The 23,144-nt window shown below is 65.8% G+C and carries 25 protein-coding genes; 12 read left to right on the forward strand and 13 right to left on the reverse strand.

All coding sequences use genetic code 11. The annotated features are described in order from the left end of the window. Window positions 1–3 precede the first annotated feature (3 nt). Window positions 4–399 carry a RidA family protein gene (locus ACE10X_RS32755; RefSeq protein WP_028343730.1) on the forward strand — a complete coding sequence of 132 codons (396 nt, stop codon included), beginning with the start codon at window positions 4–6 and terminating at the stop codon, window positions 397–399. 333 nt (window positions 400–732) lie between these two features. On the opposite strand, the gene ACE10X_RS32760 is transcribed toward ACE10X_RS32755, so the two are convergent. Next, window positions 733–1,494, reverse strand: a complete 762-nt coding sequence (locus ACE10X_RS32760; protein WP_304557593.1) for an SOS response-associated peptidase — start codon at window positions 1,492–1,494, stop codon at window positions 733–735. Window positions 1,495–1,556: 62 nt separating this feature from the next. Here ACE10X_RS32760 and ACE10X_RS32765 point away from each other — a divergent pair, with 62 nt between their 5' ends. From ACE10X_RS32765 to ACE10X_RS32785, 5 genes are all read left to right on the forward strand, one after another. Further along, a complete protein-coding gene (locus ACE10X_RS32765; protein ID WP_038383020.1) occupies window positions 1,557–2,057 on the forward strand; it encodes a hypothetical protein in 501 nt (166 codons plus the stop codon). 42 nt (window positions 2,058–2,099) lie between these two features. Continuing rightward, window positions 2,100–2,519: an NUDIX hydrolase gene (locus ACE10X_RS32770; protein ID WP_038383019.1), complete on the forward strand. Its 420-nt coding sequence runs from the start codon at window positions 2,100–2,102 to the stop codon at window positions 2,517–2,519. Window positions 2,520–2,604: 85 nt separating this feature from the next. Further along, complete coding sequence (locus ACE10X_RS32775) at window positions 2,605–2,982, forward strand: TIGR02301 family protein (protein ID WP_028343726.1); 378 nt, start codon at window positions 2,605–2,607, stop codon at window positions 2,980–2,982. Continuing rightward, the gene (locus ACE10X_RS32780; RefSeq protein WP_038383018.1) at window positions 2,972–3,628 is read left to right on the forward strand and encodes an HAD family hydrolase; all 657 of its coding nucleotides are present in this window, start codon (window positions 2,972–2,974) and stop codon (window positions 3,626–3,628) included. The genes ACE10X_RS32775 and ACE10X_RS32780 overlap by 11 nt, the downstream gene beginning before the upstream one ends. Window positions 3,629–3,783: 155 nt before the next feature. After that, on the forward strand, window positions 3,784–4,050 hold the full coding sequence (locus ACE10X_RS32785; protein WP_028332620.1) for a hypothetical protein: 267 nt from the start codon (window positions 3,784–3,786) through the stop codon (window positions 4,048–4,050). Window positions 4,051–4,127: 77 nt separating this feature from the next. On the opposite strand, the gene ACE10X_RS32790 is transcribed toward ACE10X_RS32785, so the two are convergent. Further along, a complete protein-coding gene (locus ACE10X_RS32790; protein ID WP_304557592.1) occupies window positions 4,128–5,462 on the reverse strand; it encodes a dihydroorotase in 1,335 nt (444 codons plus the stop codon). A 127-nt stretch (window positions 5,463–5,589) separates the two neighbouring features. Between ACE10X_RS32790 and ACE10X_RS32795 the strand changes: the two genes are divergently transcribed. The 5 genes from ACE10X_RS32795 to ACE10X_RS32815 all read left to right on the forward strand — a co-directional run bounded on the left by ACE10X_RS32795 (window position 5,590) and on the right by ACE10X_RS32815 (window position 11,136). Next, window positions 5,590–6,471, forward strand: a complete 882-nt coding sequence (locus tag ACE10X_RS32795) for a folate-binding protein YgfZ (protein ID WP_038383014.1) — start codon at window positions 5,590–5,592, stop codon at window positions 6,469–6,471. Beyond that, the gene (locus ACE10X_RS32800; protein WP_038383013.1) at window positions 6,468–7,094 is read left to right on the forward strand and encodes a DNA-3-methyladenine glycosylase I; all 627 of its coding nucleotides are present in this window, start codon (window positions 6,468–6,470) and stop codon (window positions 7,092–7,094) included. The genes ACE10X_RS32795 and ACE10X_RS32800 overlap by 4 nt, the downstream gene beginning before the upstream one ends. Continuing rightward, the gene (locus ACE10X_RS32805) at window positions 7,091–7,702 is read left to right on the forward strand and encodes a YfbR-like 5'-deoxynucleotidase (RefSeq protein WP_038383012.1); all 612 of its coding nucleotides are present in this window, start codon (window positions 7,091–7,093) and stop codon (window positions 7,700–7,702) included. Before ACE10X_RS32800 ends, ACE10X_RS32805 begins: the two co-directional genes overlap by 4 nt. A gap of 115 nt (window positions 7,703–7,817) precedes the next feature. Further along, entirely contained in the window at window positions 7,818–8,324 is a 507-nt protein-coding gene (locus tag ACE10X_RS32810; protein WP_038383011.1) for a tyrosine phosphatase family protein, read from the forward strand. 109 nt (window positions 8,325–8,433) lie between these two features. Further along, window positions 8,434–11,136, forward strand: a complete 2,703-nt coding sequence (locus ACE10X_RS32815) for a DUF2339 domain-containing protein (protein ID WP_375763391.1) — start codon at window positions 8,434–8,436, stop codon at window positions 11,134–11,136. A gap of 25 nt (window positions 11,137–11,161) precedes the next feature. Here the strand turns inward: ACE10X_RS32815 and ACE10X_RS32820 are convergent, their stop codons facing one another. The 8 genes from ACE10X_RS32820 to ACE10X_RS32855 all read right to left on the reverse strand — a co-directional run bounded on the left by ACE10X_RS32820 (window position 11,162) and on the right by ACE10X_RS32855 (window position 20,101). After that, window positions 11,162–11,395, reverse strand: coding sequence for a DUF6894 family protein (locus tag ACE10X_RS32820; protein ID WP_016844381.1), 234 nt, complete (start codon window positions 11,393–11,395; stop codon window positions 11,162–11,164). 139 nt (window positions 11,396–11,534) lie between these two features. After that, the gene (locus ACE10X_RS32825) at window positions 11,535–12,113 is read right to left on the reverse strand and encodes a hypothetical protein (protein ID WP_028343719.1); all 579 of its coding nucleotides are present in this window, start codon (window positions 12,111–12,113) and stop codon (window positions 11,535–11,537) included. A 186-nt stretch (window positions 12,114–12,299) separates the two neighbouring features. Next, window positions 12,300–13,286 carry an MDR family oxidoreductase gene (locus ACE10X_RS32830; protein ID WP_038383016.1) on the reverse strand — a complete coding sequence of 329 codons (987 nt, stop codon included), beginning with the start codon at window positions 13,284–13,286 and terminating at the stop codon, window positions 12,300–12,302. 130 nt (window positions 13,287–13,416) lie between these two features. After that, complete coding sequence (locus tag ACE10X_RS32835) at window positions 13,417–14,661, reverse strand: MFS transporter (protein ID WP_028343717.1); 1,245 nt, start codon at window positions 14,659–14,661, stop codon at window positions 13,417–13,419. Between the two features lie 397 nt (window positions 14,662–15,058). Continuing rightward, the gene (locus ACE10X_RS32840) at window positions 15,059–16,537 is read right to left on the reverse strand and encodes a cell wall hydrolase (protein WP_038383009.1); all 1,479 of its coding nucleotides are present in this window, start codon (window positions 16,535–16,537) and stop codon (window positions 15,059–15,061) included. Window positions 16,538–16,660: 123 nt separating this feature from the next. Beyond that, window positions 16,661–16,918 carry a hypothetical protein gene (locus tag ACE10X_RS32845; RefSeq protein ID WP_157787880.1) on the reverse strand — a complete coding sequence of 86 codons (258 nt, stop codon included), beginning with the start codon at window positions 16,916–16,918 and terminating at the stop codon, window positions 16,661–16,663. 26 nt (window positions 16,919–16,944) lie between these two features. Then, complete coding sequence (ppdK, locus tag ACE10X_RS32850) at window positions 16,945–19,854, reverse strand: pyruvate, phosphate dikinase (RefSeq protein ID WP_038383008.1); 2,910 nt, start codon at window positions 19,852–19,854, stop codon at window positions 16,945–16,947. A gap of 91 nt (window positions 19,855–19,945) precedes the next feature. After that, complete coding sequence (locus ACE10X_RS32855) at window positions 19,946–20,101, reverse strand: DUF3096 domain-containing protein (RefSeq protein WP_016844375.1); 156 nt, start codon at window positions 20,099–20,101, stop codon at window positions 19,946–19,948. A 234-nt stretch (window positions 20,102–20,335) separates the two neighbouring features. Between ACE10X_RS32855 and ACE10X_RS32860 the strand changes: the two genes are divergently transcribed. Then, window positions 20,336–20,695, forward strand: coding sequence for a DUF1236 domain-containing protein (locus ACE10X_RS32860; RefSeq protein ID WP_028343713.1), 360 nt, complete (start codon window positions 20,336–20,338; stop codon window positions 20,693–20,695). A gap of 239 nt (window positions 20,696–20,934) precedes the next feature. Here the strand turns inward: ACE10X_RS32860 and ACE10X_RS32865 are convergent, their stop codons facing one another. The 3 genes from ACE10X_RS32865 to ACE10X_RS32875 form a co-directional block, all read right to left on the reverse strand. Then, a complete protein-coding gene (locus ACE10X_RS32865; RefSeq protein WP_038383007.1) occupies window positions 20,935–22,035 on the reverse strand; it encodes a hypothetical protein in 1,101 nt (366 codons plus the stop codon). A gap of 138 nt (window positions 22,036–22,173) precedes the next feature. Next, complete coding sequence (locus tag ACE10X_RS32870) at window positions 22,174–22,548, reverse strand: GFA family protein (RefSeq protein ID WP_038383006.1); 375 nt, start codon at window positions 22,546–22,548, stop codon at window positions 22,174–22,176. Continuing rightward, entirely contained in the window at window positions 22,545–23,141 is a 597-nt protein-coding gene (locus ACE10X_RS32875; protein ID WP_038383005.1) for a bifunctional 2-polyprenyl-6-hydroxyphenol methylase/3-demethylubiquinol 3-O-methyltransferase UbiG, read from the reverse strand. Before ACE10X_RS32875 ends, ACE10X_RS32870 begins: the two co-directional genes overlap by 4 nt. Window positions 23,142–23,144 lie beyond the last annotated feature (3 nt).

The following is a 23,144-nucleotide window of genomic DNA, read 5'->3' on the forward strand; positions in this document are numbered from 1 at the left end:
CCAATGACTGAAAAGACAGCTATCAAGCACTTCCCTCCTCCGCCCGGCGTCCAGGCGCCGCCACTCTCGTTCGGCGCCCGCGTCGGCGATTTGTTGTTCATTTCCGGCATTCCCGGCTTCGACGCCAATCGCGAGCTGCCCGACGGCTTCGAGGCGCAGTTCGCCAATGTCGTGACCAACTTCAAGCGCGTGCTGAATGAAGCGGGCGCGACGATGCGCGATCTCGTCAAGGTCAACGTGCTGCTGACGCGCGCCAGCGACGTCGCGACGATGAACGCGCTGTATGCCGGCGCGTTCGGCCCCGCGCCCTACCCCGCGCGCACCACCTGCGTGGTGGTGGCGCTGCCCAATCCGAAGATGCTGATCGAGATCGAGGGCGTGGCACACGTGAAGGGGTGATGCAGCGATCGTCGCAGTAATCGTAGGTGGGTTAGCGGATTCACGTCGCGAGAATGCGAATGTGTAACTCGCAGCGAGCCACAAACTCGAGTCGTCCCGGGCAAGCCAACGGGTCGGCGCGAAGCGCCGCCCGATGACAGGCTCCGCGCGACCCGGGGCCCATAGCCACCAATGCCAATTGCTTTGCAATGCTGGAGCCACAGCGCGCTGCGACAACCAAACCCTGTGGTTATGGGTCCCGGCCCCCGTGCGCAATTGCGCACTAGGCCGGGACGACGATGTGGAGAAACGTGGGCACAAATCCACTCCGCCCAGCGCGGCTTCAGATGCCCCTCAAAACAACGATCCCTGGCCGTCGTCCTCGCGCACGGTCGCCTTGCGCGGCGCGGCCTTCTTCGGCGCCGGCGCGTCCTCCGCGGCGATCTCCTCCGCCGTCATCGGCAGCAGCAATTGCGCATCATCGTTGGCGACGGCGTTGACGCGCATCGTCACCTGGTGCCAGGCGAACTCGCCGACCTCGGGACCCTTCAGCATCGGCATCACGTCCTCGACATCGTTCGGCAGGCAGTCGAGCCAGCGCGTGAATTGCTCGGGCCTGATCGTGACCGGCACGCGGTGATGCAGCTGCGCGAGGTCGGGACTGGCCGGCGCGGTGACGATCGCGACCGTATCCTGCTCCTCGCCGTTCGGCCCCATCCAGGTCTCGGCAAGCGCGGCGAAGGCGAGCGGGTGGCCGTCGCGGCGATGGATGAAGAACGGCCGCTTGCGGCCGCCGGCATCCTGCCATTCGTAGTAGCCGTCGGCCGGGATCAGCGCGCGGCGCCGCTTGATCGCGTTCTTGAAGGCGGGCTTCTCGCGCACCGTCTCCGAGCGCGCGTTGATCAGGAGCGAAAAGGTCCTGGGGTCCTTGACCCAGGACGGGATCAGGCCCCAGCGCATCAACTGAAAATGCCGGCCGCCATTCTGCAGCAGCACCACCGGGATCGGCTGGGTCGGCGCAACATTATACCGTGGCGGAAAATTCGGCTGCTCGATATAGCCGAACATCTCGCGCAAGGCCGCCGGCGGCGAGGTAATGACAAAGCGTCCGCACATTTGCCGTCCAGAGTGGTATCCGTTTATTCTGCCTTAACTTGGACCGTTAAAGACTGCGATCAATGACCTCAACGGCCGCCATAGCGGGCTCTTCCCCGCGACCGACGTACCCCGACGAGGCGCGGGCGGCGCTGTTGCGCGCCGCCAACATCAATCCCCGCACCGGGCTTGCCACCGACTACCTCAATCACTTCAACGAAGCCATCATGCTGCTGGAGATGGTCCCGGACCTGCCGGAATGCGCCAGCGATTTCCTCGAATGGCAGCCCCTGTCCTATGCCGAGCATTTCACCGCGTCCAATTTCCGGGCGCGCGATCTCGCGATCGAGGCCTATGAGACCGCGGACGCCGCAATCCGGGTCGAATTCGACCAGCTCACCGACAGCATGACGAAGATCCTGACCGAGGTTGGGGCGGCGATGCGGCAATTGCAGCAGGACAAGAGCCGGGTCGCGCTCGCCGAGCAGGCGATCGTCTGGGTCAAGCCGCTGGTGATGCAGACCGCCGGCATCATCAACGGCGCCGCAGAGGCCGATGTCGACAGCATCATGGCGGGCGCCTGAGATATCGGGCATGATGGCCTTCACAACCGGCTGCCAATCACCTTGACCTCTCCCGAACCTCCGATCCGCCCGCAGCTCGCCGTGTCCGGCGTGATTTTCCGTGAGGGCAAAGTGCTGCTGGTGCGCCGCGCCCGCTCGCCGGGCAAGGGCTTCTATTCGCTGCCCGGCGGCCGGGTCGAGTTCGGCGAAACGCTGCACACGGCCCTGCACCGGGAGATCGACGAAGAGACCGGCCTCAAGGTCGAGATCCTCGGCCTCGCCGGCTGGCGCGAGGTGCTGCCGACCGGCCCCGGAGGCGGGCACTATCTGATCATGACCTTCGCCGCGCGCTGGGCATCCCGCGAGCCCGTGCTGAACGACGAGCACGACGATTTCAAATGGCTGGCTCCGGAGGAGATCGGCGACCTCAAGGTCACTGGCGGGCTGCATGAGGTCATTGCGGCCGCCCGGCGGCTGGTTTGAGGCCGGTTTTAGCGGCTTTGGCGGGCCATGCCGCCTTGCCTCGGGCGCATTGAGGGGGCATACCACCGCCATTCCGGAACCCCTGATGATCAGAGCCTTTCTAGCCGTTGTGATCCTGATGTCGGCATGCCTTGCGACGCCCGCCCGGGCGCAGGACGCGGCTGCGCCGTTCGACGGCGATCTGCAGCGGCTGGCCGAGATCCTCGGCGCCCTGCACTATCTGCGCGGCATCTGCGGCTCCAACGAGGGCGCCAAATGGCGCAACGAGATGCAGGCGCTGATCGATGCCGAGACCCCCTCCGGCGACCGCCGCGCCCGCATGATCGCGGGCTTCAACCGCGGCTATAACGGCTTCCAGCAGACCTACCGGACCTGCACGCCCGCGGCCACCGTGGCGATCCGCCGCTACATCGAGGAGGGCTCGAAAATCTCCCGCGACCTGACGGCCCGCTATGCCAACTGAACGGGCGATCTTCTTCGACCTCGACGGCACCCTGACCGACCCGAAGCCCGGTATCACCGGTTCGATCCAGTACGCGCTGGAAAAGCTCGGCCGGCCGGTTCCCTCGCAGGATGACCTGACCTGGTGCATCGGGCCGCCGCTCAGGGCGAGCTTTGCGATGCTGCTCGGCGGCGAGGAGCTCGCCGATCGCGCGGTCGAGCTCTACCGCGAGCGGTTCGGCGATGTCGGGCTGTTCGAGAACGCGGTCTATCCCGATATCGCGGAAGTGCTGGCCGAGCTGCGCAGGGCGCCGGGCCGGATGTTCGTGGCGACCTCGAAGCCGCATGTGTTCGCGACGCGCATCGTCGCGCATTTCGGTCTCGGCGGCTATTTCGACCACGTGTTCGGCTCGGAGTTCGACGGAACCCGGGTCAACAAGGTCGACCTGCTCGGCTATGCGCTGGCGCAGACCGGGGCCGATCCGGCCAAATCCCTGATGATCGGCGATCGCAGCCACGACGTGATCGGGGCGAATCGAAACGGCATCCGCGCGGTCGGCGTCACCTATGGCTACGGCACGTCGGAGGAGTTGACCCAAGCCGGCGCCAGCCATCTGTGCGCCACGCCGCGCGCGGTGCTCGACCATATCCACAGCTCATTCGGCTGATCGAGGCCCGGATATCCGGAATTCCCCTTTAAATGCCGAGGCGGCCGTTAACCTTTTCGAAAGATGTGGGCTAGGCGGTACCCGCATGCGTGATACATCTCGCGGGTCGCAGTGGTTCGCTCCTCGGACCGCGCGCATCCATTTTGCAGAGTTTCATGCGCCATCCAGCGTCCTTCCCCCATCACCAAGACCCGCGGCCCGACCACGAGCAGAAACAGGCAGCGCTGGGCTACCTGAACGAGGCCTGGGCTGAAGCGCGTCACGACGGCGTCGATGGCGACTGCCTCGCGCAGGCGAGCCTGTTCGCGGCGCTCGCCGAGCTCGTCGGCACCTATGGCGAGGACGCGGTGGCAAAATTCGCCGAAGGCCTCGCCGCGCGCGTGCGCAACGGCGAGTTCTCGCTGGCATTGGCCAGGCAGTAATCCGGCAAAGCGTTTTCGAGCGGCACCGGTTCGCGCAAAGAAAACGCGTCAAACAAGAATCTAGCGCATTTGATGCGCTAGGCCTTCAGCGTCTCGAGGAACCGGACCGGTTCACCGGTGGACGGTGTCGTGACTTCGCCCTGCCACATCACCCGCCTGCCGCGCACGAAGGTGCCGACCGGCCAGCCCTGCACCCGCACGCCGTCATAGGGCGTCCAGGCGGCGCGCGAGGCGATCCATTTGTTGGTGATGATCTCGCTGCGCTTCAGGTCGACGACGGTGAAGTCAGCATCATAGCCGGCCGCGATGCGGCCCTTGCAGGCGATGTTGAACAGGCGCGCGGGCCCCGCGCTGGTGAGATCGACGAACCGCTGTAGCGGCAGCCGCCCGGCATTGACGTGATCGAGCATCAGCGGCACCAGCGTCTGCACGCCGGTCATGCCCGACGGCGAGGCCGGATAGGTCCTGGCCTTCTCCTCCAGCGTATGCGGCGCGTGGTCCGAGCCGAGCACGTCGATGATGCCCTGCTCGATGCCGTACCAGATGCCGGCGCGGTGATCGGCCGAGCGCACCGGCGGATTCATCTGGGCCAGCGTGCCGAGCCGCTCGTAGCACTCCGGCGCGGCCATGGTGAGATGGTGCGGCGTCGCCTCGCAGGAGGCGACATCCTTGTGGTCGCGCAGGTACAGAATCTCTTCCTTGGTCGAGATGTGCAGCACGTGGATGCGCTTGCCGGTCTCGCGCGCCAGATTGACCAGGCGCTCGGTCGCCATCAGCGCGGCGGTCTCGTCGCGCCACACCGGATGCGAGCGGGCGTCGCCCTCGATCCGCAGCGGTTTGCGCTCGTTGAGGCGGTATTCGTCCTCGGCGTGGAACGCGGCGCGGCGCCGGATCACCTGGAAGATCCGCCGCAGGCTTTCGTCGTCCTCGACCAGCAGCGCGCCGGTGGAGGAGCCGATGAACACCTTGACACCGGCGCAGCCCGGGGCGCGCTCGAACTCCGGCAGATCCCGCACGTTCTCGCGGGTGCCGCCGATGAAGAACGCGAAATCGCAATGCATGCGATGGCGGCCGCGCTTGATCTTGTCGGTGAATGCCTCTTCCGTGACCGTCAGCGGATTGGTGTTCGGCATCTCGAACACGGCGGTGACCCCGCCCATCACGGCGCTGCGCGAGCCGGTCTCGAGGTCTTCCTTCTGGGTCAATCCGGGCTCGCGGAAATGCACCTGGGTGTCCATCACGCCGGGCAGGATGTGCAAGCCCTTGCAGTCGATCACCTCGCCGGCCGAGGCCTGACCGAGCGAGCCGATCGCGGCGATGCGGCCGCCCGCGATACCGATATCGCGCAGGCCCTCGCCGTCCTGATTGACCACGGTGCCGGATTTTAGAATGGTGTCAAAATGCTGATTCATCGGTCCTCGACGCCCGCTTTCGGCTGTCGCGCGGGCCTTGTTCGGCGCACTCTAGCGCCTTAGCTTGGCAGGGGATATCGCGGCCTGCGCGTTTCCCAAGGAACTTGGAAAAAGAGCCAATTTGCGAATGAAAGCAGCGTTTCTTCCAGATCGGGGCGTGGTCAAGGTCTCTGGCGAGGACGCCCGCAACTTCCTCAACGGCCTCGTCACCGCCGACATCGCCGAGCTGCGCGCGGGACAGGCCCGATTTGGCGCGCTGCTAACGCCGCAGGGCAAGATCATCGTCGATTTCCTGATCACCGAGATACCCTCAGGCCATGGCGGCGGCTTCCTGATCGACGCGCCGCGCGCGCTCGCCAAGGGCCTCGCCGATAAGCTCGGCTTCTACAAGCTGCGCGCCAAAGTCGTGGTCGAGAACCTTTCCGACAGCCTCGGCGTGCTGGCCGCCTGGGATGGCGAGCCGGCGGCGGCACCGGATCTCGCGTTCGCCGATCCGCGCAACGCGGCGCTCGGCTGGCGCATCCTGATCCCGGAAGATTTGAAGCAGAAGCTCGCTGAGCTGATCGGAGCCGATCTCGTCGACTCCAGCGCCTACGAGGCGCATCGGATCGCCACCGGCGTGCCGCGCGGCGGGCTCGACTTCATGTATGGCGACGCCTTCCCGCACGAGACCAACATGGATCGCCTGAACGGCGTCGATTTCGACAAGGGCTGCTATGTCGGCCAGGAGGTGGTGTCGCGCATGCAGCACCGCGGCACGGCGCGCACCCGCACAGTGAAGATCATTCTCGATGGCCCCGCGCCAGAGGCCGGCGCGACGATCCTGGCCGGCGACAAGCAGGTCGGCACCATCGGCTCGACCGCCGGCGAGAAAGGTCTCGCGCTGGTGCGCATCGACCGCGTCGCCGACGCGCTCGACGCTGGGCTAGCGCTGACCGCGGGTGGGCTGTCGCTACACCTCGCCGAACCTGACGCCGTCCGCATCACACCCAAGCAGACCGTCGCATGAGCCGTACCGCGCAACTGCATCCCGACGGCAAGACACGATGCCCCTGGCCGGGCGAGGATGCGTTCTACGTCGCCTATCACGACAATGAATGGGGCGTGCCGGAATATGACGACCGCGCGCTCTATGAAAAGCTGATCCTCGACGGCTTCCAGGCCGGCCTGTCCTGGATCACGATCCTGCGCAAGCGCGAGAACTTCCGCAAAGCCTTCGACGATTTCCAGCCCGAGAAGATCGCGCGCTACACCGACAAGAAGGTGCATGCGCTGATGAACGACGCCGGCATCGTCCGCAACCGCGCCAAGATCGAAGGCACGGTGGCGAGCGCGAAGGGCTATCTGGAGATCATGGAGAAAGGCCCCGGCTTCTCGAAATTCCTCTGGGACTTCGTCGACGGCAAGCCGAAGGTCAATCAGTTCAAGACCACCGCGAGCGTGCCGGCCTCGACGCCGGTCTCGATCAAGGTCTCGAAGGAGCTCGGCGCACGCGGCTTCAAGTTCGTCGGCCCGACCATCGTCTACGCCTTCATGCAGGCGACCGGCATGGTCAACGATCACCTCGTCACCTGCTTCTGCCACGAAGCCTGCAGCGGCAAGCTCCGCACGCCGCGGCTCAAGAAAAAATGACCGCGCGCAAATCGACGGAGACCGTCCGCGCCTGGCAGCGGATGTTGTCCGGACGCCGGTTGGACCTGCTCGATCCGTCACCGCTCGATATCGAGATCGTCGACATCGCGCACGGGTTGGCGCGGGTCGCGCGCTGGAATGGCCAGACCAGCGGCGCGCACATCTTCTCGGTGGCGCAGCATACATTGCTGGTCGAGGCGGTGATGCGCCAGCAGATGCCGCGCGTCGACATCAGCCATCGTCTCGCCGCACTGCTGCATGACGCGCCGGAATATGTCATCGGCGACATGATCTCGCCGTTCAAGGCGGTGCTGGCCGGCGAATACAAGGTGGTGGAGAAGCGGCTGTTGTCGGCGATCCATGTCCGCTTCGGCCTGCCCGCCGTGCTGGCGGACGAGATCACCCAGCAGATCAAGGCCGCCGATCGCGGCGCCGCGTATCTGGAGGCGACGCATCTGGCGGGATTTTCGCAAGCCGAAGCAAAGCGGCTGTTCGGCCGCGATCCGGAACTGCCCGAAGCGACCGAACGCGACTATCTGACGCCATGGACCGCAGCGCGGGCCGAAAAGCAGTTCCTCGAGCGCTTCAAGGCATTGCACGAGTCATAGGAGCGGCACACGTGCCGCCGGTTGCGCCGCAAAACGAAGAATCGGCATGGCACCCCCGCATTTGCCCACTCGGGAGCAGCCGTTATAATCCGGCACACCCGATAGAAGGACCATCATGCTTCACGTCTGCTCGCTTGCCGCACTCTCCGACACGGTTCGCGCCACCGGCGCCAGCCATGTGCTGACCGTGATGGCCAATGTCGACCAGGTTCAGCGGCCGCCCTCCGTGCTGCCGGCCAACCACCTGAAAGTGTCGATGGACGACATCATCGAACAGATGGACGGGTTCGTTGCGCCCAACGAGTCGCATATCGAGAAGGTGCTGAGCTTCGTGCGCGGCTGGGATCGCCAAGCACCGATGGTGGTGCATTGCTACGCCGGCATCAGCCGCTCGACCGCGAGCGCATTTGCCACGGTCTGCGCGCTCAACCCGCACCGCGACGAAATGTCCATCGCCCGGATGATCCGCGAGGCCTCGCCGATCGCGGCCCCCAACCGGCTGATCGTCAGCCTCGCCGACAAGGCGCTGGGACGCGAGGGCCGGATGCTGCGCGCACTCGACGCGATGGGTCCCGGCAGCATGAGCGTCGAAGGGCGGCCTTTCCACATCGATCTGGACTAAGCGCGGCCGGTCACGCCCGATCGCTTGAACTTCCGGTCCTCCTCGCTGCACTACTAGGTTGCGACGGGCCGCCGGCTGGCCAAGCCCGGCGCGTCCTGCCGGAGGCCCAATGTTCGATTCGCCGTTCGACTTCCTGACGCTGGTCCTCGCCATCGTCGCCATCATTTTCGCGCGCAAGGCGCTGGGCCGGATCGACCTGCTGCAGCGACGCCTGGATGCGATCGAGGCCGCGGGCGGCGCCGCCGTGCGGACGGCCGTGCCGCCGCCGCTGGCCCCGCTGCAGGAGTTCGAGCAACCGCTGCCGACGGCGCCTTCCGCCGCGCCGCCACCGCTCCCGGAGGCGGCTCCCGGCGAGCCGGCCGCGCAGAGCGAGCCAGCCGCGGACGCTGCAGGCGCCGCACCGCCGCTGCCGGAGCCGCCGGCTCCGCCGCAGCCGACGCCCGGCTTCGAGGAGACGCTCGGCACGCGCTGGGTGGTTTGGATCGGCGGCCTGACGCTCGCGCTCGGCGGCTTCTTTATGGTGCGCTATTCGATCGAGGCCGGATTGCTCGGCCCCGGCGTTCGCACGATGCTCGGCGGATTGTTTGCGCTGGCGCTGCTCGGCGCCGGTGAATGGACCAGGCGCCAGGAAAGCATCTCCAATATCGCCGCGCTGCCGATCGCCAATATCCCGGCGATCCTCACCGCCGCCGGCACCGCGGTGGCGTTCGCCACCGTCTACGCAGCCTATGCGCTGTACGACTTCCTCGCGCCGGCAACCGCCTTCGTCCTGCTCGGCATGGTCGCGCTCGGCACGCTGGCGGCCGCGCTGCTGCACGGACCCGCGCTGGCCGGGCTCGGCATCGTCGGCGCCTTCGTCACGCCGCTTCTGGTGTCGTCAGACAAGCCCGACTTCTGGTCACTCTACATCTACCTCGCCATCGTCACGGCGGCAGCCTTCGCACTTGCCCGCATCCGGCTGTGGCGCTGGCTCGCGGTCACGACGATCGCCTTCGCGCTGCTGTGGACCTTTCCGTGCCTGGCGTGCGGGCCCGAGATGATCGCGCCACACGTCTTCCATGTGATCGCAGGCTTCGTGCTGGCGGCGCTGCTCGTGGTCTGCGGCTTCATGTTCGGTCCCGATGGCGATGGCGAGGAGATCGAGCCGATCTCCTCGGGCTCGCTCGCCGCCTATCTGCTTGGCGCGATGCTGATCGTGCTCAACAGCGCCCACGCCGACGTCGCGATGATCGGCTTTGCCCTGCTGACGGCCAGCAGCCTTTTCGTTGCATGGCGCGCACCCGCCGCCGCCGGAGCGATCGGCGCGGCATCGGTGTTCGTCTTCATCGTGTTCGGCGAATGGGCCGTCCGCCGCAACGTCGACATGCTGGTGCTGCCGGGCGGTGCGATTCCGGGCATCGGCCCGTCCGCGACCGATGGCTCGGTCTCGCTGCATCTCGTCACTGCGGCGCTTTTCGCAGCCGCCTTCGGCATCGCCGGCTTCGTCGCGCAATTCCGTTTTGCCACCACGAAGGTGACGGTGACCTGGGCCGCAGCGGCCGTGTTCACGCCGGTCGCGCTGCTGGTCGCGCTCTATGCACGCATCGCGCATCTCGACCGTTCGATCCCGTTCGCGATCCTCGCCGTGCTGCTGGCGGCGGCCTACGCAGCCGCGACCGAGGCGCTGACCCGGCGCGGCGAGCGGCCGGAGCTGTCGCCGTCGATTGCGTTGTCCGCCACCGGCGCCCTCGCCTCGCTGGCGCTGGCGCTGACCTTCGCGCTCGACAAGGGCTGGCTCACCATCGCGCTCGCGCTGGTCTCGGTGGGTACGGCGTGGCTGTCGGTACGGCGGCCGATCCCGTTCCTGCGCTGGCTTGCCGCGATTCTGGCCGGCATCGTCGTGCTGCGCATCGGCTATGAGCCGCGGATCGCGGGCGACGCCGTCGGCACCACGCCGATCTTCAACTGGTTGCTGTGGGGTTATGGCGTGCCGGCGCTGTCATTCTGGGCGGCAAGCCATTTCCTGCGCCGCAACGGCGACGACGTGCCGCTGCGCATCGTCGAATCCGCGGCGATCCTGTTCACGGTGCTGCTCGCCTTCATGGAGATCCGCCACGCGGTCAATAGCGGCGATGTCTACTACGCCAGCGCCGGGCTGACCGAGGTCGCACTGCAGGTCGGCGTGACGCTTGCGATGGCGATCGGACTGGAGCGGCTGCGCCTGCGCAGCGGCAGCATCGTGCATAATGTCGGCGCGATCCTGCTGACCGCGTTCGCCGGGCTTGCCAGCCTGTTCGGGCTGCTGGCGCTGGAGAACCCGATGCTGTGGTGGCAGGACGTCGGCGGCAGCTTCATCAACCTGCTGCTGCTCGGCTATGCGCTGCCGGCGGTGCTGGCGCTGCTGCTGTCCTATGCGGTGGCGGGCCATCGTCCTGCCGGCTACGCCAACACGATCGCCGCCGGCGCGCTGGTGCTTGCGCTCGCCTATGTCACGTTCGAAATCCGCAGGCTCTACCATGGACCGGTGCTGACGCGTGGCGAGACCACGGGCGCGGAGCAATACACCTATTCGATCGTCTGGCTGATGTTCGGCGTCGCGCTGCTCGGCGTCGGCATCATGGTCAACTCGCAGCGGGCGCGGCTCGCGTCTGCTGCGGTGATCGGGCTGACGATCCTGAAGGCGTTCCTGATCGACATGTCGACGCTCACTGGTGTCTACCGCGCGCTGTCGTTCATGTGCCTTGGCATCGTGCTGGTCGCGATCGGCTGGTTGTATCAGCGGATCCTGTTTCGCAGGCGGGCCGCTCCGACGCTCGCGCAGGCCGAGGGTTAGAACTTGCCGTCCTGAAAGACAGCCTTCAGTCGACGGACTCGGCGACCAGTCGAATCCTGAACACGGGTTTTCTGCCCTCGTCGAGCAGCTCCATGTGCCATTCGCTGTTCTGCTTCAGATTGCGCGAAATGCTGCCGAGGAAATTTCCGCAGACCTTGGTCATCTCGGCCCAGGCCACGTCGCGGCTTTCAAACTCCGTCGCGTGGTCGGATGCACCAGCGTAATCGCCGTCACTGATTCGAAAAAAATATTGCGCCATATGACTACTCAAAATCAGAGTCCCCAATGTCCCGCCTCGCGGCGAACGCCAGGTATTGAGTAGCGAGCAAGGCGTGGCGACCGCCATCCGTATGACTACGGCTTGGCGGCGCTATTCCCGCTAGCGCGCAGATGAAAGGTTAGTCAGTGGAGCGACGCAATTCCGGCGCGCTCTCGACCTTGGCGGGCTCAGCCTTGACCGGCTCGAGCTTCGCGCTTCCGACCTGCGGCGTCTCAACGCGCGACACTTCGGTCTGCGAGGCATCCGCGGATCGGGTGCGCGGATGCAGCGAGCGCGGACGCGCCGCCGCGCGCGCCATCAGCATCTGCTGGCCGCCCTGGTGATGGAAATCGCAATAGGCAAAGCCCATGCCGGAGACCGAACCGCGGAACGTGCGGTCATCCTGCTTGTCGAGATTGAAGCACGGTTCGAACGGAATGCCCTTCAGGGACGCGCAAACGCTCTGACCGCGGATCTGCAGCGTGTTGCCGGGCAGGCGCACGTGACGGATCGGCCCCGAGCCGGAGAACTGGATCGAACCTGTCGCACCCAAATCGTCGAGGATGCGGCCGGCGCCGCGGGTGCCGTCGAAACAGGTGAAGGCGAACACCTTGCCGGCGACGAACCTGCGGGCCTCATCGGCGTTCATCTGGCCCGCGAATGCCGGCACGACCATCGCTCCGGCCGTGACGGCCCCCAACACCAAACGCGCAAGCATGAGCTACTCCACTGACGAGCGCGGGCACCCGCTCCTTGTTGCGCATGATCCCCGCACCAACGCTTCTCGGCGTCTGCGCGAGGAAACCCGGCCCCCCGGGATCATGCCGCAAGTCTCTTTACCCGCTGCTTACCATACCAACAGTGGCAACATTGGAGCAGCTTGGTTGGTAAAGTCTGAACGTCCTCAGACTATTTTTACCACGATGCGGCCGCGGACCTGGCCACCGAGGATTTTTGCGCCAAAGCCGATGACTTCGTCCAGGGCGATTTCGTGAGTGATATCAGCCAGTTTTGCCTTATCCAGGTCGCTGGCGAGGCGGCGCCAGGCGGTCCTGCGCCATTCGATCGGACACATCACTGAATCGATACCGAGAAGGCACACACTCCGCAAAATGAAGGGCGCGACCGACGACGGCAGATCCATACCGGCCGCCAGACCGCAGGCCGCGATGGCTCCGCCGTACTTGGTCATCGACAGCAGGTTGGCGAGCGTGGTCGACCCGACGCTGTCGACGCCGCCGGCCCAGCGCTCCTTCGCCAGCGCCTTTGGCGCACCTGACAGTTCGGCGCGGTCGATCACCTCGGTGGCGCCGAGACCCTTGAGATAGTCGGTCTCCGACATCCGCCCGGTCGACGCGATGACGTGATAGCCGAGCTTCGAGAGCACGGCGATCGCCACCGAGCCGACGCCGCCGGCGGCACCCGTGACCACCACCGGGCCGCTCTTCGGGGTCAGGCCGTGCTTCTCCAGCGCCAGCACCGAGAGCATCGCGGTATAGCCGGCGGTACCGACCGCCATCGCATCGCGGGCCGAGATGCCGTCGGGCAGCCGCACCAGCCAGTCGCCCTTGACCCGGGCCTTTTCGGCATAGGCGCCGAGATGGGTCTCGCCCATGCCCCAGCCATTGCAGACGACCTTGTCGCCCGCCTTCCAGTCCGGATGGCTGGATTGCTCGACCGTGCCGGCGAAATCGATGCCGGCGATCATCGGGAACCGGCGCACCACCGGCGCCTTGCCGGTCAGTGCGAGGCCGTCCTTGTAGTTCAGCGTCGACCACTCGACGCGGACGGTGACGTCGCCGTCCATCAGCTCGGCTTCATCGAATTGGGTGAGTGCGGCGGTGGTACCCTTGTCCGCCTTGTCGATCCTGATTGCCTTGAACGTTGCCACGATGTGCACTCCCCGTAATCTTGGTTTCGGGGAATGGTTTAGAGCATGATCCGGAAAAGTGGAAACCGGTTTTCCCTCGCGACAAACGCGGAACGCGTTTGCGCGGAGATCATGCTCACTACAAAGAGCATCAGGCAGGCTGCGCAACCGGGCGGACGACGGGCTTTTCGACGATCGGCAGGTTGATCAGCGCCGACAGCACGCCAAACAGTACCGACAGCCACCAGATCGGGGTGTAGGAGCCATACTGCTCGAACACGATGCCGCCGAGCCAGACTCCGAGGAAGCCGCCAACCTGATGGCTGACGAAGGCGAAGCCGTACAGCGTCGCAAACCAGCGCGTGCCGAACATCAGCGCCACCAGCGCCGAAGTCGGCGGCACTGTGGAGAGCCAGGTCAGGCCAGAGATCGCGCCGAACGCGATCGCCGAGAAGGTCGTGATCGGGAACGAAATGAAGGCGATGATCGACAGCGCGCGGGTGAAGTAGATCACCGACAGGATGTAGCGCTTCGGGAAGACGTTCTGCAGCCAGCCGACGCTGAGCGAGCCCACGATGTTGAACAGGCCGATCGCCGCGATCACCCAGCCGCCGGTCGATGCCGGAATGCCGCGGTCGGCGAGATAGGCCGGCAGATGCACGGTGATGAAGGCGAGCTGGAAGCCGCAGGTGAAGAAGCCGAGCACCAGCAGCACGTAGGAGCGATGGCCGAACGCCTCCGCCAGCGCGGTCTTGAACGATTGCTGATCGGCGGGCGCAGCGTCATTCGTCTCCGCCGGCGGCGTCGAGAGCGCCAGCGACAGCGGCAGGATCAGCAGCATCAGCGCGCCGAATACGAGGAGCGCGGTCTGCCAGCCGAAATTGTCGATCATCGCCACGCCGAACGGCGCGAACAGGAATTGGCCGAACGAGCCCGCGGCGGTGCCGGCGCCGAGCGCGATGCCGCGCTGCGCGGGCGGCAACAGCTTGCTGAATGCCGACAGCACCAGGTTGAACGAGGAGCCCGACAGGCCGAAGCCGATCAGGACGCCGGCGCCAAGGTTGAGCGAGAGCGGCGTCGCCGAGTAACGCATCAGGAGCAGGCCCGCGGCGTAAAGCAGTGCGCCGACGACCATCACACGCAGCAGGCCGAAGCGGTCGGCAATTGCGCCGGCGATCGGCTGGCCGAGCCCCCACAGCAGGTTCTGCAGCGCCAGCGCGAGGCCGAACACGTCGCGGCCCCAGGTGAATTCATGGCTCATCGGCTGCACGAAGAAGCCGAGGCTGGAGCGCGGGCCGAAACTCAGCAGCGCAATCGCGCAGCCGCAGACGATGATGACAAGCGGCGTGCGCCACGTGCCCGACGTCGGTCGAAGATCCCCGGTGGTAACGGCCATCTTGTCTTCCCCAGCAACTGCTGCGCGGGGAGCAGCCCCGCCGAACATTACGGGGAGTTAATGCAGGTGCATGAAAACCCCAAGAGGGGCCGGAGAAAAATATTCGCCTGCAGGGCTGCTCTGCAGAATCGGAGAGGATGATGACCGTCATTCCGGGGCAGGCCCTGCGGACCATCCCGGAACGACGGCGTGAGGTTGCGACGCGTCCGCCCCGAATATCGCGACGGCTCAGGCCGAATGGCGGGAAACGTTCTCTTCTCCTTCCCCCTGAAAGGGGGAAGGTCGGGATGGGGGTCAGCCACGAGCATCGCTGCTCGTGGAGGGACCAATCCCCACCCGCTTTGCTCTGACGAGCAAAGCGACCTCCCCTTTTCAAGGGGAGGTTAGGTTGACAGCCCTATCGCCTGGCGCTGGCCTGCTCGGCCGAGCTCTGGGCGGCCTCGGCGAGCTGCGCCGAGATCTTGGCGGTCTCGGCCGGGTTGCCCCAGCTCGGCGCGTCACTGCCGTCGCCCCAGGCGCGCGGGCGGTAGAAGGTGTGGACGCCGAACTTGTACATCTTCTTCATCTCGCTGACCCAGGACGGCCGCACCCAGTAGGCGTGGTAGTGGGTCGAGCGGTCGACTTCCGGCAGCCACAATTCGCCGTCGAGCATCGCCTTCGCGATCTTCCTGGCGCGATCCCACATGTCGGGCTCGCGGACGACGTCAGCGATGTTGTCGCAGGCGAAGGTGAACTGACAGGCGTAGTGGCGGTTCTTGTTCTGGTAGACCACGCCGCACACCGTCTCCGGATATTTGCCTGAGAAGGCGCGGTTCAGCACCACCTGGGCGACCGCGATCTGGCCACGCACCGCTTCGCCGCGGGCTTCGAAATAGACCGCCTCGGCGAGGCACTTCTCCGACTTGGCGCGCGACTTCTCGTCGAACAGGCCGAGCCGCTCCGCCGGCGTCTTGGTGTGCTGGTCGTCGGCATTGACCTCGCCCTTCGGCGCGATGCTCTCGCCCATCTCGCCGGCCTTGACCGGACCATCGGCATCGACCGGCAGTGATGCCATCACCTTCATGTCGGGATCGGGCGTTGCTGCCGGCGTCACGACAACCGGCGCCTCGCCGGGCTGCCAGCGCTCGAGGTTCTCCGGCGTGCCGAGCGACGAGCCGAAGAACAGGCTGGCGGTCTGGAATGCGAACGGGTCGCGCTCCCGCGCCGCATCGGCGGGCGCAGCCGCGGGCTTCGCGGGCGCGGGCTTCAGATCGTCGAGCGGGTTGGCCTCGAGCGAGAGCGACACGTCGTTTTGCTGCGGCGACGGCTTGGCATATTGCGGCAAGGGCGGCGCGCGCAGCGCCTCCTGCAATTCAGGATCGAGCGGCGCGCTGTCGGCCGGCGCGGTCGCGGTCTTCATGCCCTTGATCGACGAATTCGATGTCGCGGGATCCTCGTTCGCCGGCGCCGTATTTGCAGGCTCCGCCGGTTCGACCTGGTCAGGCCGCCTGACGACGAGACGATCGCCCTTCAGGGTGCGATCGACCTTGGGAAAATCGGATGCCTGGTAGCGCGGCGGCGGGGCCGTGATCGGATTGCGCGTCACCGTTCCGGTGATGTCGAGGTTCGAACTGTCCAGTCTTGCGAGCAGGATTTGCGGGGCTTGCGGCGCGGACGTGCCGATCGGACGGCCGAAGCTGTAGGTCGCGACCTGGATGGAGCCGACCGCGGAGGCGAAGACGCGCTTCTGCCAGCGCTCGGCGACGCCGGGCTGCCGGGCCAGGAGCGAGGCAATATCCTGATATCCGATCTCGGTCGGCATCAGTGCGAAGATGCCAAGACCGAGACCGAAGAGCGCAAGACGTGCGCCCTTCGGCTGGTTACGCGACACAAACATCGTACGCTCACGCAACGCTTACTGAGTGCAATCGAACGCGGTACATCCGCGCAATTCGACCTTTCTCGTTGCTAAACCGTTTAGGTTGCCGCGGAGTTAATCGGCGTTGCTCGCGCGCTACACTCAAGCGTTGCAGCAGTGCTTGTCCGATGCATCGCGAGAGTTGGTAAATGCGCGGCGCATGGAAATCGTAAACATCCGGTCAACGCGGATGGTGAATAGAGTGTTGCGCGCGCCGTAGGACTCCGGCGCGTAGGATGGGTGGAGCGCAGCGATACCCATCATCTCTCCACGCAGAGGCAATTGATGGGTATCGCTTCGCTCCACCCATCCTACGAACTGCGCGACAAAACAAAATGGCCGGGACTTGGTCCCGGCCATTGCACTTCTCTGAACTACGTAGTCGCTCACGCCTGGCTGGCGATCTCCTTGCCGAGCGCGGCCTGCGCCGCGGCGAGACGCGCGATCGGCACGCGATAGGGCGAGCACGAGACGTAATCGAGCCCGACCTCGTGGCAGAACGCGACCGACGCGGGATCGCCGCCGTGCTCGCCGCAGATGCCGACCTTGAGGTTCGGCCGCGTCTTGCGGCCGCGGGTGACGCCGATCCTGACGAGCTCGCCGACGCCGTCGCGATCGACCGAGATGAACGGATCGATCTCGAGGATGCCCTTGGCGACATAGGTGCCGAGGAAGCTCGCGGCGTCGTCGCGGCTGATGCCGTAGGTGGTCTGCGTCAGATCGTTGGTGCCGAAGGAGAAGAACTCCGCGGTCTCGGCCACCTCGCCCGCCATCAGGCAGGCGCGCGGCAGCTCGATCATGGTACCGACCTGGTAGCTCAGCTTGACGCCGGTTTCCTTCATCACCGCGTTGGCGGTCGCATCGATCCGCGCCTTGACCAGATCGAACTCGGCCTTGGTCGCGATCAGCGGCACCATCACCTCGAGACCGACCGGCTTGCCGGTGCGCTTGCCGGCCTCGACGGCGGCCTCGAAGATCGCGCGCGCCTGCATCTCGGCGATCTCCGGATAGGCGATCGCAAGACGGCAGCCGCGGAAGCCGAGCATCGGGTTGAACTCGGAGAGTTCGCGGGCGCGGTCGGCGAGCTTGCGCGGATCGGTGTTCATGGCGCGCGCCACTTCCTCGATCTCGGCCTGGGTGTGCGGCAGGAACTCGTGCAGCGGCGGATCGAGCAGGCGGATCGTGACGGGCAGGCCCTGCATGATCTCGAACAGCTCGACGAAGTCGGCGCGCTGCATCGGCAACAGCTTCGACAGCGCGGCGCGGCGCGACTGCTCGTCTTCGGAGAGGATCATCTCGCGCACGGTGCGGATGCGGGTCTCCTCGAAGAACATGTGCTCGGTGCGGCAGAGGCCGATGCCTTCGGCGCCGAACTTCACCGCGGTGCGCGCGTCATCCGGCGTGTCGCCGTTGACGCGGACGCCGAGCTTGCGGACCTCGTCGGCCCAGCCCATCAGCGTACCGAACTCGCCGGACAGTTCCGGCTCGATCATCGGCATGCGGCCGGCCAGCACCTGTCCGACCGAGCCGTCGATCGTAATGACGTCGCCGGTCTTGAAGGTGCGTGATCCCACGCTCATGGTGCCGCGGCCGTAATCGACACGAATGGTGCCGCAGCCGGAGACGCAGGGCTTGCCCATGCCGCGCGCAACCACCGCCGCGTGCGAGGTCATGCCGCCGCGGGTGGTGAGGATGCCTTCCGCGGCGTGCATGCCGTGGATGTCCTCAGGGCTGGTCTCGATGCGGACCAGGATGACCTTGCGTCCGTCGGCCTGCAGCTTGGCCGCTTCGTCCGACGAGAACACGATCTCGCCGGAGGCGGCGCCGGGCGACGCCGGCAGGCCGGTCGCGATCACGTCGCGCTTGGCGGCCGGATCGATGGTCGGGTGCAGCAGCTGGTCGAGCGATGCCGGATCGATCCGCGTCACCGCGTCCTTGCGCGAGATCAGGCCTTCATTGGCGAGCTCGACCGCGATGCGCAGCGCCGCCTTCGCGGTGCGCTTGCCGCCGCGGGTCTGCAGCATCCACAGCTTGCCCTGCTCGACCGTGAACTCCATGTCCTGCATGTCGCGGTAATGCTTCTCGAGCAGCGTGTAGATCCGCGTCAGCTCCTTGAACGCGACCGGCATCGCGGCTTCCATCGACAGCTTGTCGGAGCCGGATTCCTGGCGCGCTTCCTCGGTGATGTCCTGCGGCGTACGAATGCCGGCGACGACGTCCTCGCCCTGCGCGTTGATCAGGAACTCGCCGTAAAGCTTGCTCTCGCCGGTCGAGGGATTGCGGGTGAAGGCGACGCCGGTCGCCGAGGTCTCGCCCATGTTGCCGAACACCATCGCCTGCACATTGACGGCGGTGCCCCAGGATTCCGGAATGTCGTGCAGCTTGCGATAGGTCACCGCGCGGGCGTTCATCCAGGATGAGAACACCGCGCCGATCGCGCCCCACAGCTGATCGTGCGGATCCTGCGGGAAGTCGTGGCCGGTCTCCTTGGCGACGGCCTCCTTGTACTTGCCGACCAGCTCGACCCAGTCGTCGCCGGTGAGGTCGGTGTCGAGCGAATAGCCCTGGCCGTCCTTGAAGGTGTCGAGGATGTCCTCGAAGTGATGATGCTCGAAGCCGAGCACGACGTCCGAATACATCGTGATGAAGCGGCGATAGCTGTCATAGGCGAAGCGGCGGTCGCCGGAGAGTTCGGCGAGCGCTTCGACGGTGCTGTCGTTGAGGCCGAGGTTGAGCACGGTGTCCATCATGCCCGGCATCGAGGCGCGCGCGCCCGAGCGGACCGAGACCAGCAGCGGGTTCTTGGCGTCGCCGAACGTCTTGCCGGTCAGCTTGCCGACATAGTCGAGCGCTTTCTCAACCTGAGCTTTCAATTCCCTCGGATATGTCTTGTCGTGCTCGTAGAAATAGGTGCAGACCGAGGTCGGAATGGTGAAGCCGGGAGGCACCGGCAGGCCGAGATTGGCCATTTCCGCGAGGTTGGCGCCCTTGCCGCCGAGCAGATTGCGCAAGGTCGCCTGGCCCTCGGCCTTGCCGTCGCCGAACGTATAGACCCACTTGCCGGCCTTGATCGCAGCCGGGGCCGCCTTCTTCGCAACGGCCTTCGCCGGCGCCTTGCTGGCGGGCTTTGCGGCCGGCTTTGCAGCCGATTTGGGGGAGGCTTTCGGCGCCGCCTTCGGGGCGCTCTTCTTCAGCGCCTTCCGCACTGGCGCGGCCTTGCGGGCTGCGGCGGAGGGCTTTGATTTCGCTGCTGTTTTGCCGGCAGTTTTCTTGGACTTCGCGACGGCTTTGGCCATGTCAGACAACAATCCGAAAAGAGGGGTCGAAGATGCGCGCCTTACACCATTTTGAGGGGTTCCGCGCAAGCCGCGAAACCCCGCTTTCCCGCTAGAGGTGCAGCCAGCGCAGCAGACCCATCCCCACGAGCCCGACGAAGATCAAATAGATCGCGACGATGTAATTCAGGAGCCGCGGCATGATCAGGATCAGGACGCCTGCGATCAGAGCGACGATAGCAGGCAGATGCCCAGCGGTGATGGTCATTGAAGTTTTCTCCGGGGGTTTCTTGGAAGAGCGAATCGAGCGGCAGTTTATCCGCTGAGGGGGTTCCCACATCAAGACGCCCGCACGGCCTGGGAGTTCCCGCAACTCACGAAAATTGCTCCAAATTGCCGCGTATATGGCGGCGGTTTCCCGGAACATCACCGCAGCCGATGCATTGGCTCGCCGTGCGCATCGGCGAAGGCTGGCGCGCACCGAAAAAGAATGGAGCGAGCCATGCGAAACAGAATACTTGCCGTTGCAGCGGTCGCTGCTGCGATCACGGTGCCGGCTGTTGCCGCACAGGCCCAGACCGTTGGCGTCGTCCGCGGTGGCCCGCCGGTTGCAGTCGATGATGACGAGGGCATTACTGTCGAGCAGCGTCCGGCCTTCCGCGAGTACATCGTGCGCGAGCGCGTGCCGAACTACACGGTTCCGGATCGCATCGTGGTCGGCACCGTGCTGCCGGACGCCGGCGTGACCACTTACGACGTGCCGCAACGGTTCGGCGCGACGCCCTATCGTTACACCGTCGTGAACGGTGAGACCGTTCTGGTCGAGCCGCGTTCGCGACGGATCGTTCAGGTGGTCGACTAGATCAACGTCAGCACGATCGCCTGAACGACAGTCCGGGCGCCGCGCAAGCGGATGTGCGCGAGTATCGACCGGACCAGAAAGCCCCGTCCGGCCTCCCCTCCGGGCGGGGCTCTTCCGTCGTGTTGTGATCGTCGTGTTGTGATCGTCGTGTTGTGATGAATTCCAGCGCCTGGTCTTGACGCGCTTTCTTCACGTTCTTCACGCAACCCGCTGCGCGCTTCGCCTCAGTGTCGAGGGGGTTACGATTTGAGGATCGAGAGCAACGTCGAGGTCGACTTGTAGCTCTTGATCGCAGCGTCCTGGAAATCCTGCGTCCAGTTGGTCGCCTGGCGCTCCTCCGCGCTCATCGAGGAATATTGCTTGAGGATGCCGAGGCTGAACTGGCGCGGATCGCCGGCGGTCTGGCTTTGCTTCAGCGCGTCGAGCACGGCGAGACGCGTCCGCGTGTTGAGTTCCTGCTTGGCGGCGAAGATCTCCTCGGTGGAGAACTTCTTGTCCTGGTTCAGCGAGATCGCCGAGAGCGAGCGGTTGTCGAGCGAGGACAGGTCGGCGAGCTGTCCGGTCTTGCGGCGGGAATCGTAGACCAGCTCCTTGCCGCTCTTCGCCGCCTCGCTCTTCTGCCGATCGAGGAAGGCGCGCACGTCGCCGGCGATGCTGCTGAAGTCGCGCGTCGTGCTCTTCGTGGGGGGCGCCGTCCCCGCCAGCGCGGCCGCGATCGGATCGCCGGAAATTCCAGACGGCGCCGTGTTGGGATCCTGCTGCGTCGCCTGATAGCCCTTCAGCACCGCGGCGCGCTGGCTGGCCCAGGTTGCGGTGGCCTTCTCCTCATCGCTCGCACCATCGAGATAATCGAGCGCGGCCTTGTAGCTGACGCTGTAGTCGCCGGTCAGGCGCGTGGTCGCCAGCGACGGTTCCAACGCCTTGTCGAAGCGCTGCTTCAGTTCGGTGGCCGCAACCGCCTGCTCGTCCGGCGTGAACTTGCCGCCATTGTTGGTCGAGATCGCAAACAGCGAGCGACGGTCCAGCGTCGAGAGATCGATGGTGGTCTTGCCGTCGACGATCGGTGCCGTGACGCCGGCGGCCGTGTAGAGCCGGTCGAGCGTGACGCGCGCATCGCTGGTGACAGTGGCAAAGTCCGGCAGCGGCGCCTTGGCGAGCTGCGCGCGGGCGGCATCCGACAGCGTCAGGTTGGTTGCGGCGTTGGACGCCGAGGACGCCGACAGATCGCCGGCGGTGCCGTCGCCCGATAAGGTCGCGGCCAGCGACGGCGTCGCCGCCGCCCGTGCATAGGCCGAACCATATTGGGCGTAGGGATTGGGCGTGGTGCCGATCGAGGTCATCGGGCGGTCCCTGCATTGGCGCGAGGGGCGATGTCTTAAGAAATCGTTGCTTCGTCAGGACCTTCGCAGGGCATGGTTAACAAATTACAAATTGTATCGAAATATTTCCATCGCGACGCAACTCGCTGCGTCGGCGGCCTATTTGTCGACGACCCAGGCGTGGCGGCGCTGCGTGAAGACCGATTGCGACGGCGCGGGAAAATCCGGGTCCGCGAAGGCGCCGACCGCAACGCCGATCAGATCCGGCGCGCGATGCGGCTCCCAATACACCGACGATCCGCAATTCGGGCAGAAATGAAACACCACAGCAGACCCGCTGCCGCCGATGCGACTGTATTCGCGCGCTTCGCCCTGCGGCGCCACGTCGGCGCGCGGAAAGAACGCCGCGACGCCGTAGGTGCTGCCGGTTCGCTTCTGGCACTCCAGGCAATGACACAGCGCTACTGTGACGGGCTCGCCCTGACAGGTGACGCGGAGCTGTCCGCAGGCGCATGTCGCGAGACGCGCCATCATCGCCTGCCCTTGCTGGCGACCAGCCGATGAATGATCTTGCCGGACGAAGCGCTGACGACCTCCGCGTCGAGCAGCAATTCGGCTGCCGCCAGCTCAGCGCGCACCAGCGCGGTATCGAACGCCGCGTAGAGCCGGCCATGGGCATCGCGCGCATCGTCACCTCTGGTGACGCGCCAGCTCAGATAGAAGATTCCGCCGGGCTTCACGACGTCGAACATGCGACGCACCGACGGCGCGATCAGCGCGTGGTCGAGATGCATGATCACGGTCTCGCACAGCAAATTGTCGAAGCTGCCGGTGGCGATGCCGGACAGGTCAGGCAGTTCGGCGCGGATGAAGCGCAGCGCCGGGTAGCGGGTGCGAGCTTCCGCGAGCAGGCCCTCGGAGGCATCAAAACCTTCGGCCGGGAAGCCATTGGCGTTCAGCCACGCCACCTCGCGGCCGCTGCCGCAGCCGATATCGGCGGTCGCACCGCCCTTGATGAAGTATTGCCCGACGATCTCTTGCAGATCGACCGGCGCCGGCTGGTCGTGCCAGTCCTGCGCAAACGCCGCCGCATCCTTGTCGTAAGCGGCGAGCGTCGCGCGGTCCATCGA

The organism is Bradyrhizobium sp. Pha-3 (assembly GCF_042258325.1).
In the GTDB taxonomy this organism is placed as follows: Bacteria; Pseudomonadota; Alphaproteobacteria; order Rhizobiales; family Xanthobacteraceae; genus Bradyrhizobium; species Bradyrhizobium elkanii.

Coding starts and splice junctions, on each gene's coding strand:
- ACE10X_RS32755 (WP_028343730.1), top strand. CDS start 4: ATGACTGAAAAGACAGCTATCAAGCACTTCCCTCCTCCGCCCGGCGTC.
- ACE10X_RS32760 (WP_304557593.1), bottom strand. CDS start 1,494: ATGTGCGGACGCTTTGTCATTACCTCGCCGCCGGCGGCCTTGCGCGAG.
- ACE10X_RS32765 (WP_038383020.1), top strand. CDS start 1,557: ATGACCTCAACGGCCGCCATAGCGGGCTCTTCCCCGCGACCGACGTAC.
- ACE10X_RS32775 (WP_028343726.1), top strand. CDS start 2,605: ATGATCAGAGCCTTTCTAGCCGTTGTGATCCTGATGTCGGCATGCCTT.
- ACE10X_RS32780 (WP_038383018.1), top strand. CDS start 2,972: ATGCCAACTGAACGGGCGATCTTCTTCGACCTCGACGGCACCCTGACC.
- ACE10X_RS32785 (WP_028332620.1), top strand. CDS start 3,784: ATGCGCCATCCAGCGTCCTTCCCCCATCACCAAGACCCGCGGCCCGAC.
- ACE10X_RS32790 (WP_304557592.1), bottom strand. CDS start 5,462: ATGAATCAGCATTTTGACACCATTCTAAAATCCGGCACCGTGGTCAAT.
- ACE10X_RS32795 (WP_038383014.1), top strand. CDS start 5,590: ATGAAAGCAGCGTTTCTTCCAGATCGGGGCGTGGTCAAGGTCTCTGGC.
- ACE10X_RS32800 (WP_038383013.1), top strand. CDS start 6,468: ATGAGCCGTACCGCGCAACTGCATCCCGACGGCAAGACACGATGCCCC.
- ACE10X_RS32805 (WP_038383012.1), top strand. CDS start 7,091: ATGACCGCGCGCAAATCGACGGAGACCGTCCGCGCCTGGCAGCGGATG.
- ACE10X_RS32810 (WP_038383011.1), top strand. CDS start 7,818: ATGCTTCACGTCTGCTCGCTTGCCGCACTCTCCGACACGGTTCGCGCC.
- ACE10X_RS32815 (WP_375763391.1), top strand. CDS start 8,434: ATGTTCGATTCGCCGTTCGACTTCCTGACGCTGGTCCTCGCCATCGTC.
- ACE10X_RS32820 (WP_016844381.1), bottom strand. CDS start 11,395: ATGGCGCAATATTTTTTTCGAATCAGTGACGGCGATTACGCTGGTGCA.
- ACE10X_RS32825 (WP_028343719.1), bottom strand. CDS start 12,113: ATGCTTGCGCGTTTGGTGTTGGGGGCCGTCACGGCCGGAGCGATGGTC.
- ACE10X_RS32835 (WP_028343717.1), bottom strand. CDS start 14,661: ATGGCCGTTACCACCGGGGATCTTCGACCGACGTCGGGCACGTGGCGC.
- ACE10X_RS32840 (WP_038383009.1), bottom strand. CDS start 16,537: ATGTTTGTGTCGCGTAACCAGCCGAAGGGCGCACGTCTTGCGCTCTTC.
- ACE10X_RS32845 (WP_157787880.1), bottom strand. CDS start 16,918: ATGGCCGGGACCAAGTCCCGGCCATTTTGTTTTGTCGCGCAGTTCGTA.
- ppdK (WP_038383008.1), bottom strand. CDS start 19,854: ATGGCCAAAGCCGTCGCGAAGTCCAAGAAAACTGCCGGCAAAACAGCA.
- ACE10X_RS32855 (WP_016844375.1), bottom strand. CDS start 20,101: ATGACCATCACCGCTGGGCATCTGCCTGCTATCGTCGCTCTGATCGCA.
- ACE10X_RS32860 (WP_028343713.1), top strand. CDS start 20,336: ATGCGAAACAGAATACTTGCCGTTGCAGCGGTCGCTGCTGCGATCACG.
- ACE10X_RS32865 (WP_038383007.1), bottom strand. CDS start 22,035: ATGACCTCGATCGGCACCACGCCCAATCCCTACGCCCAATATGGTTCG.
- ACE10X_RS32870 (WP_038383006.1), bottom strand. CDS start 22,548: ATGATGGCGCGTCTCGCGACATGCGCCTGCGGACAGCTCCGCGTCACC.
- ACE10X_RS32875 (WP_038383005.1), bottom strand. CDS start 23,141: ATGGACCGCGCGACGCTCGCCGCTTACGACAAGGATGCGGCGGCGTTT.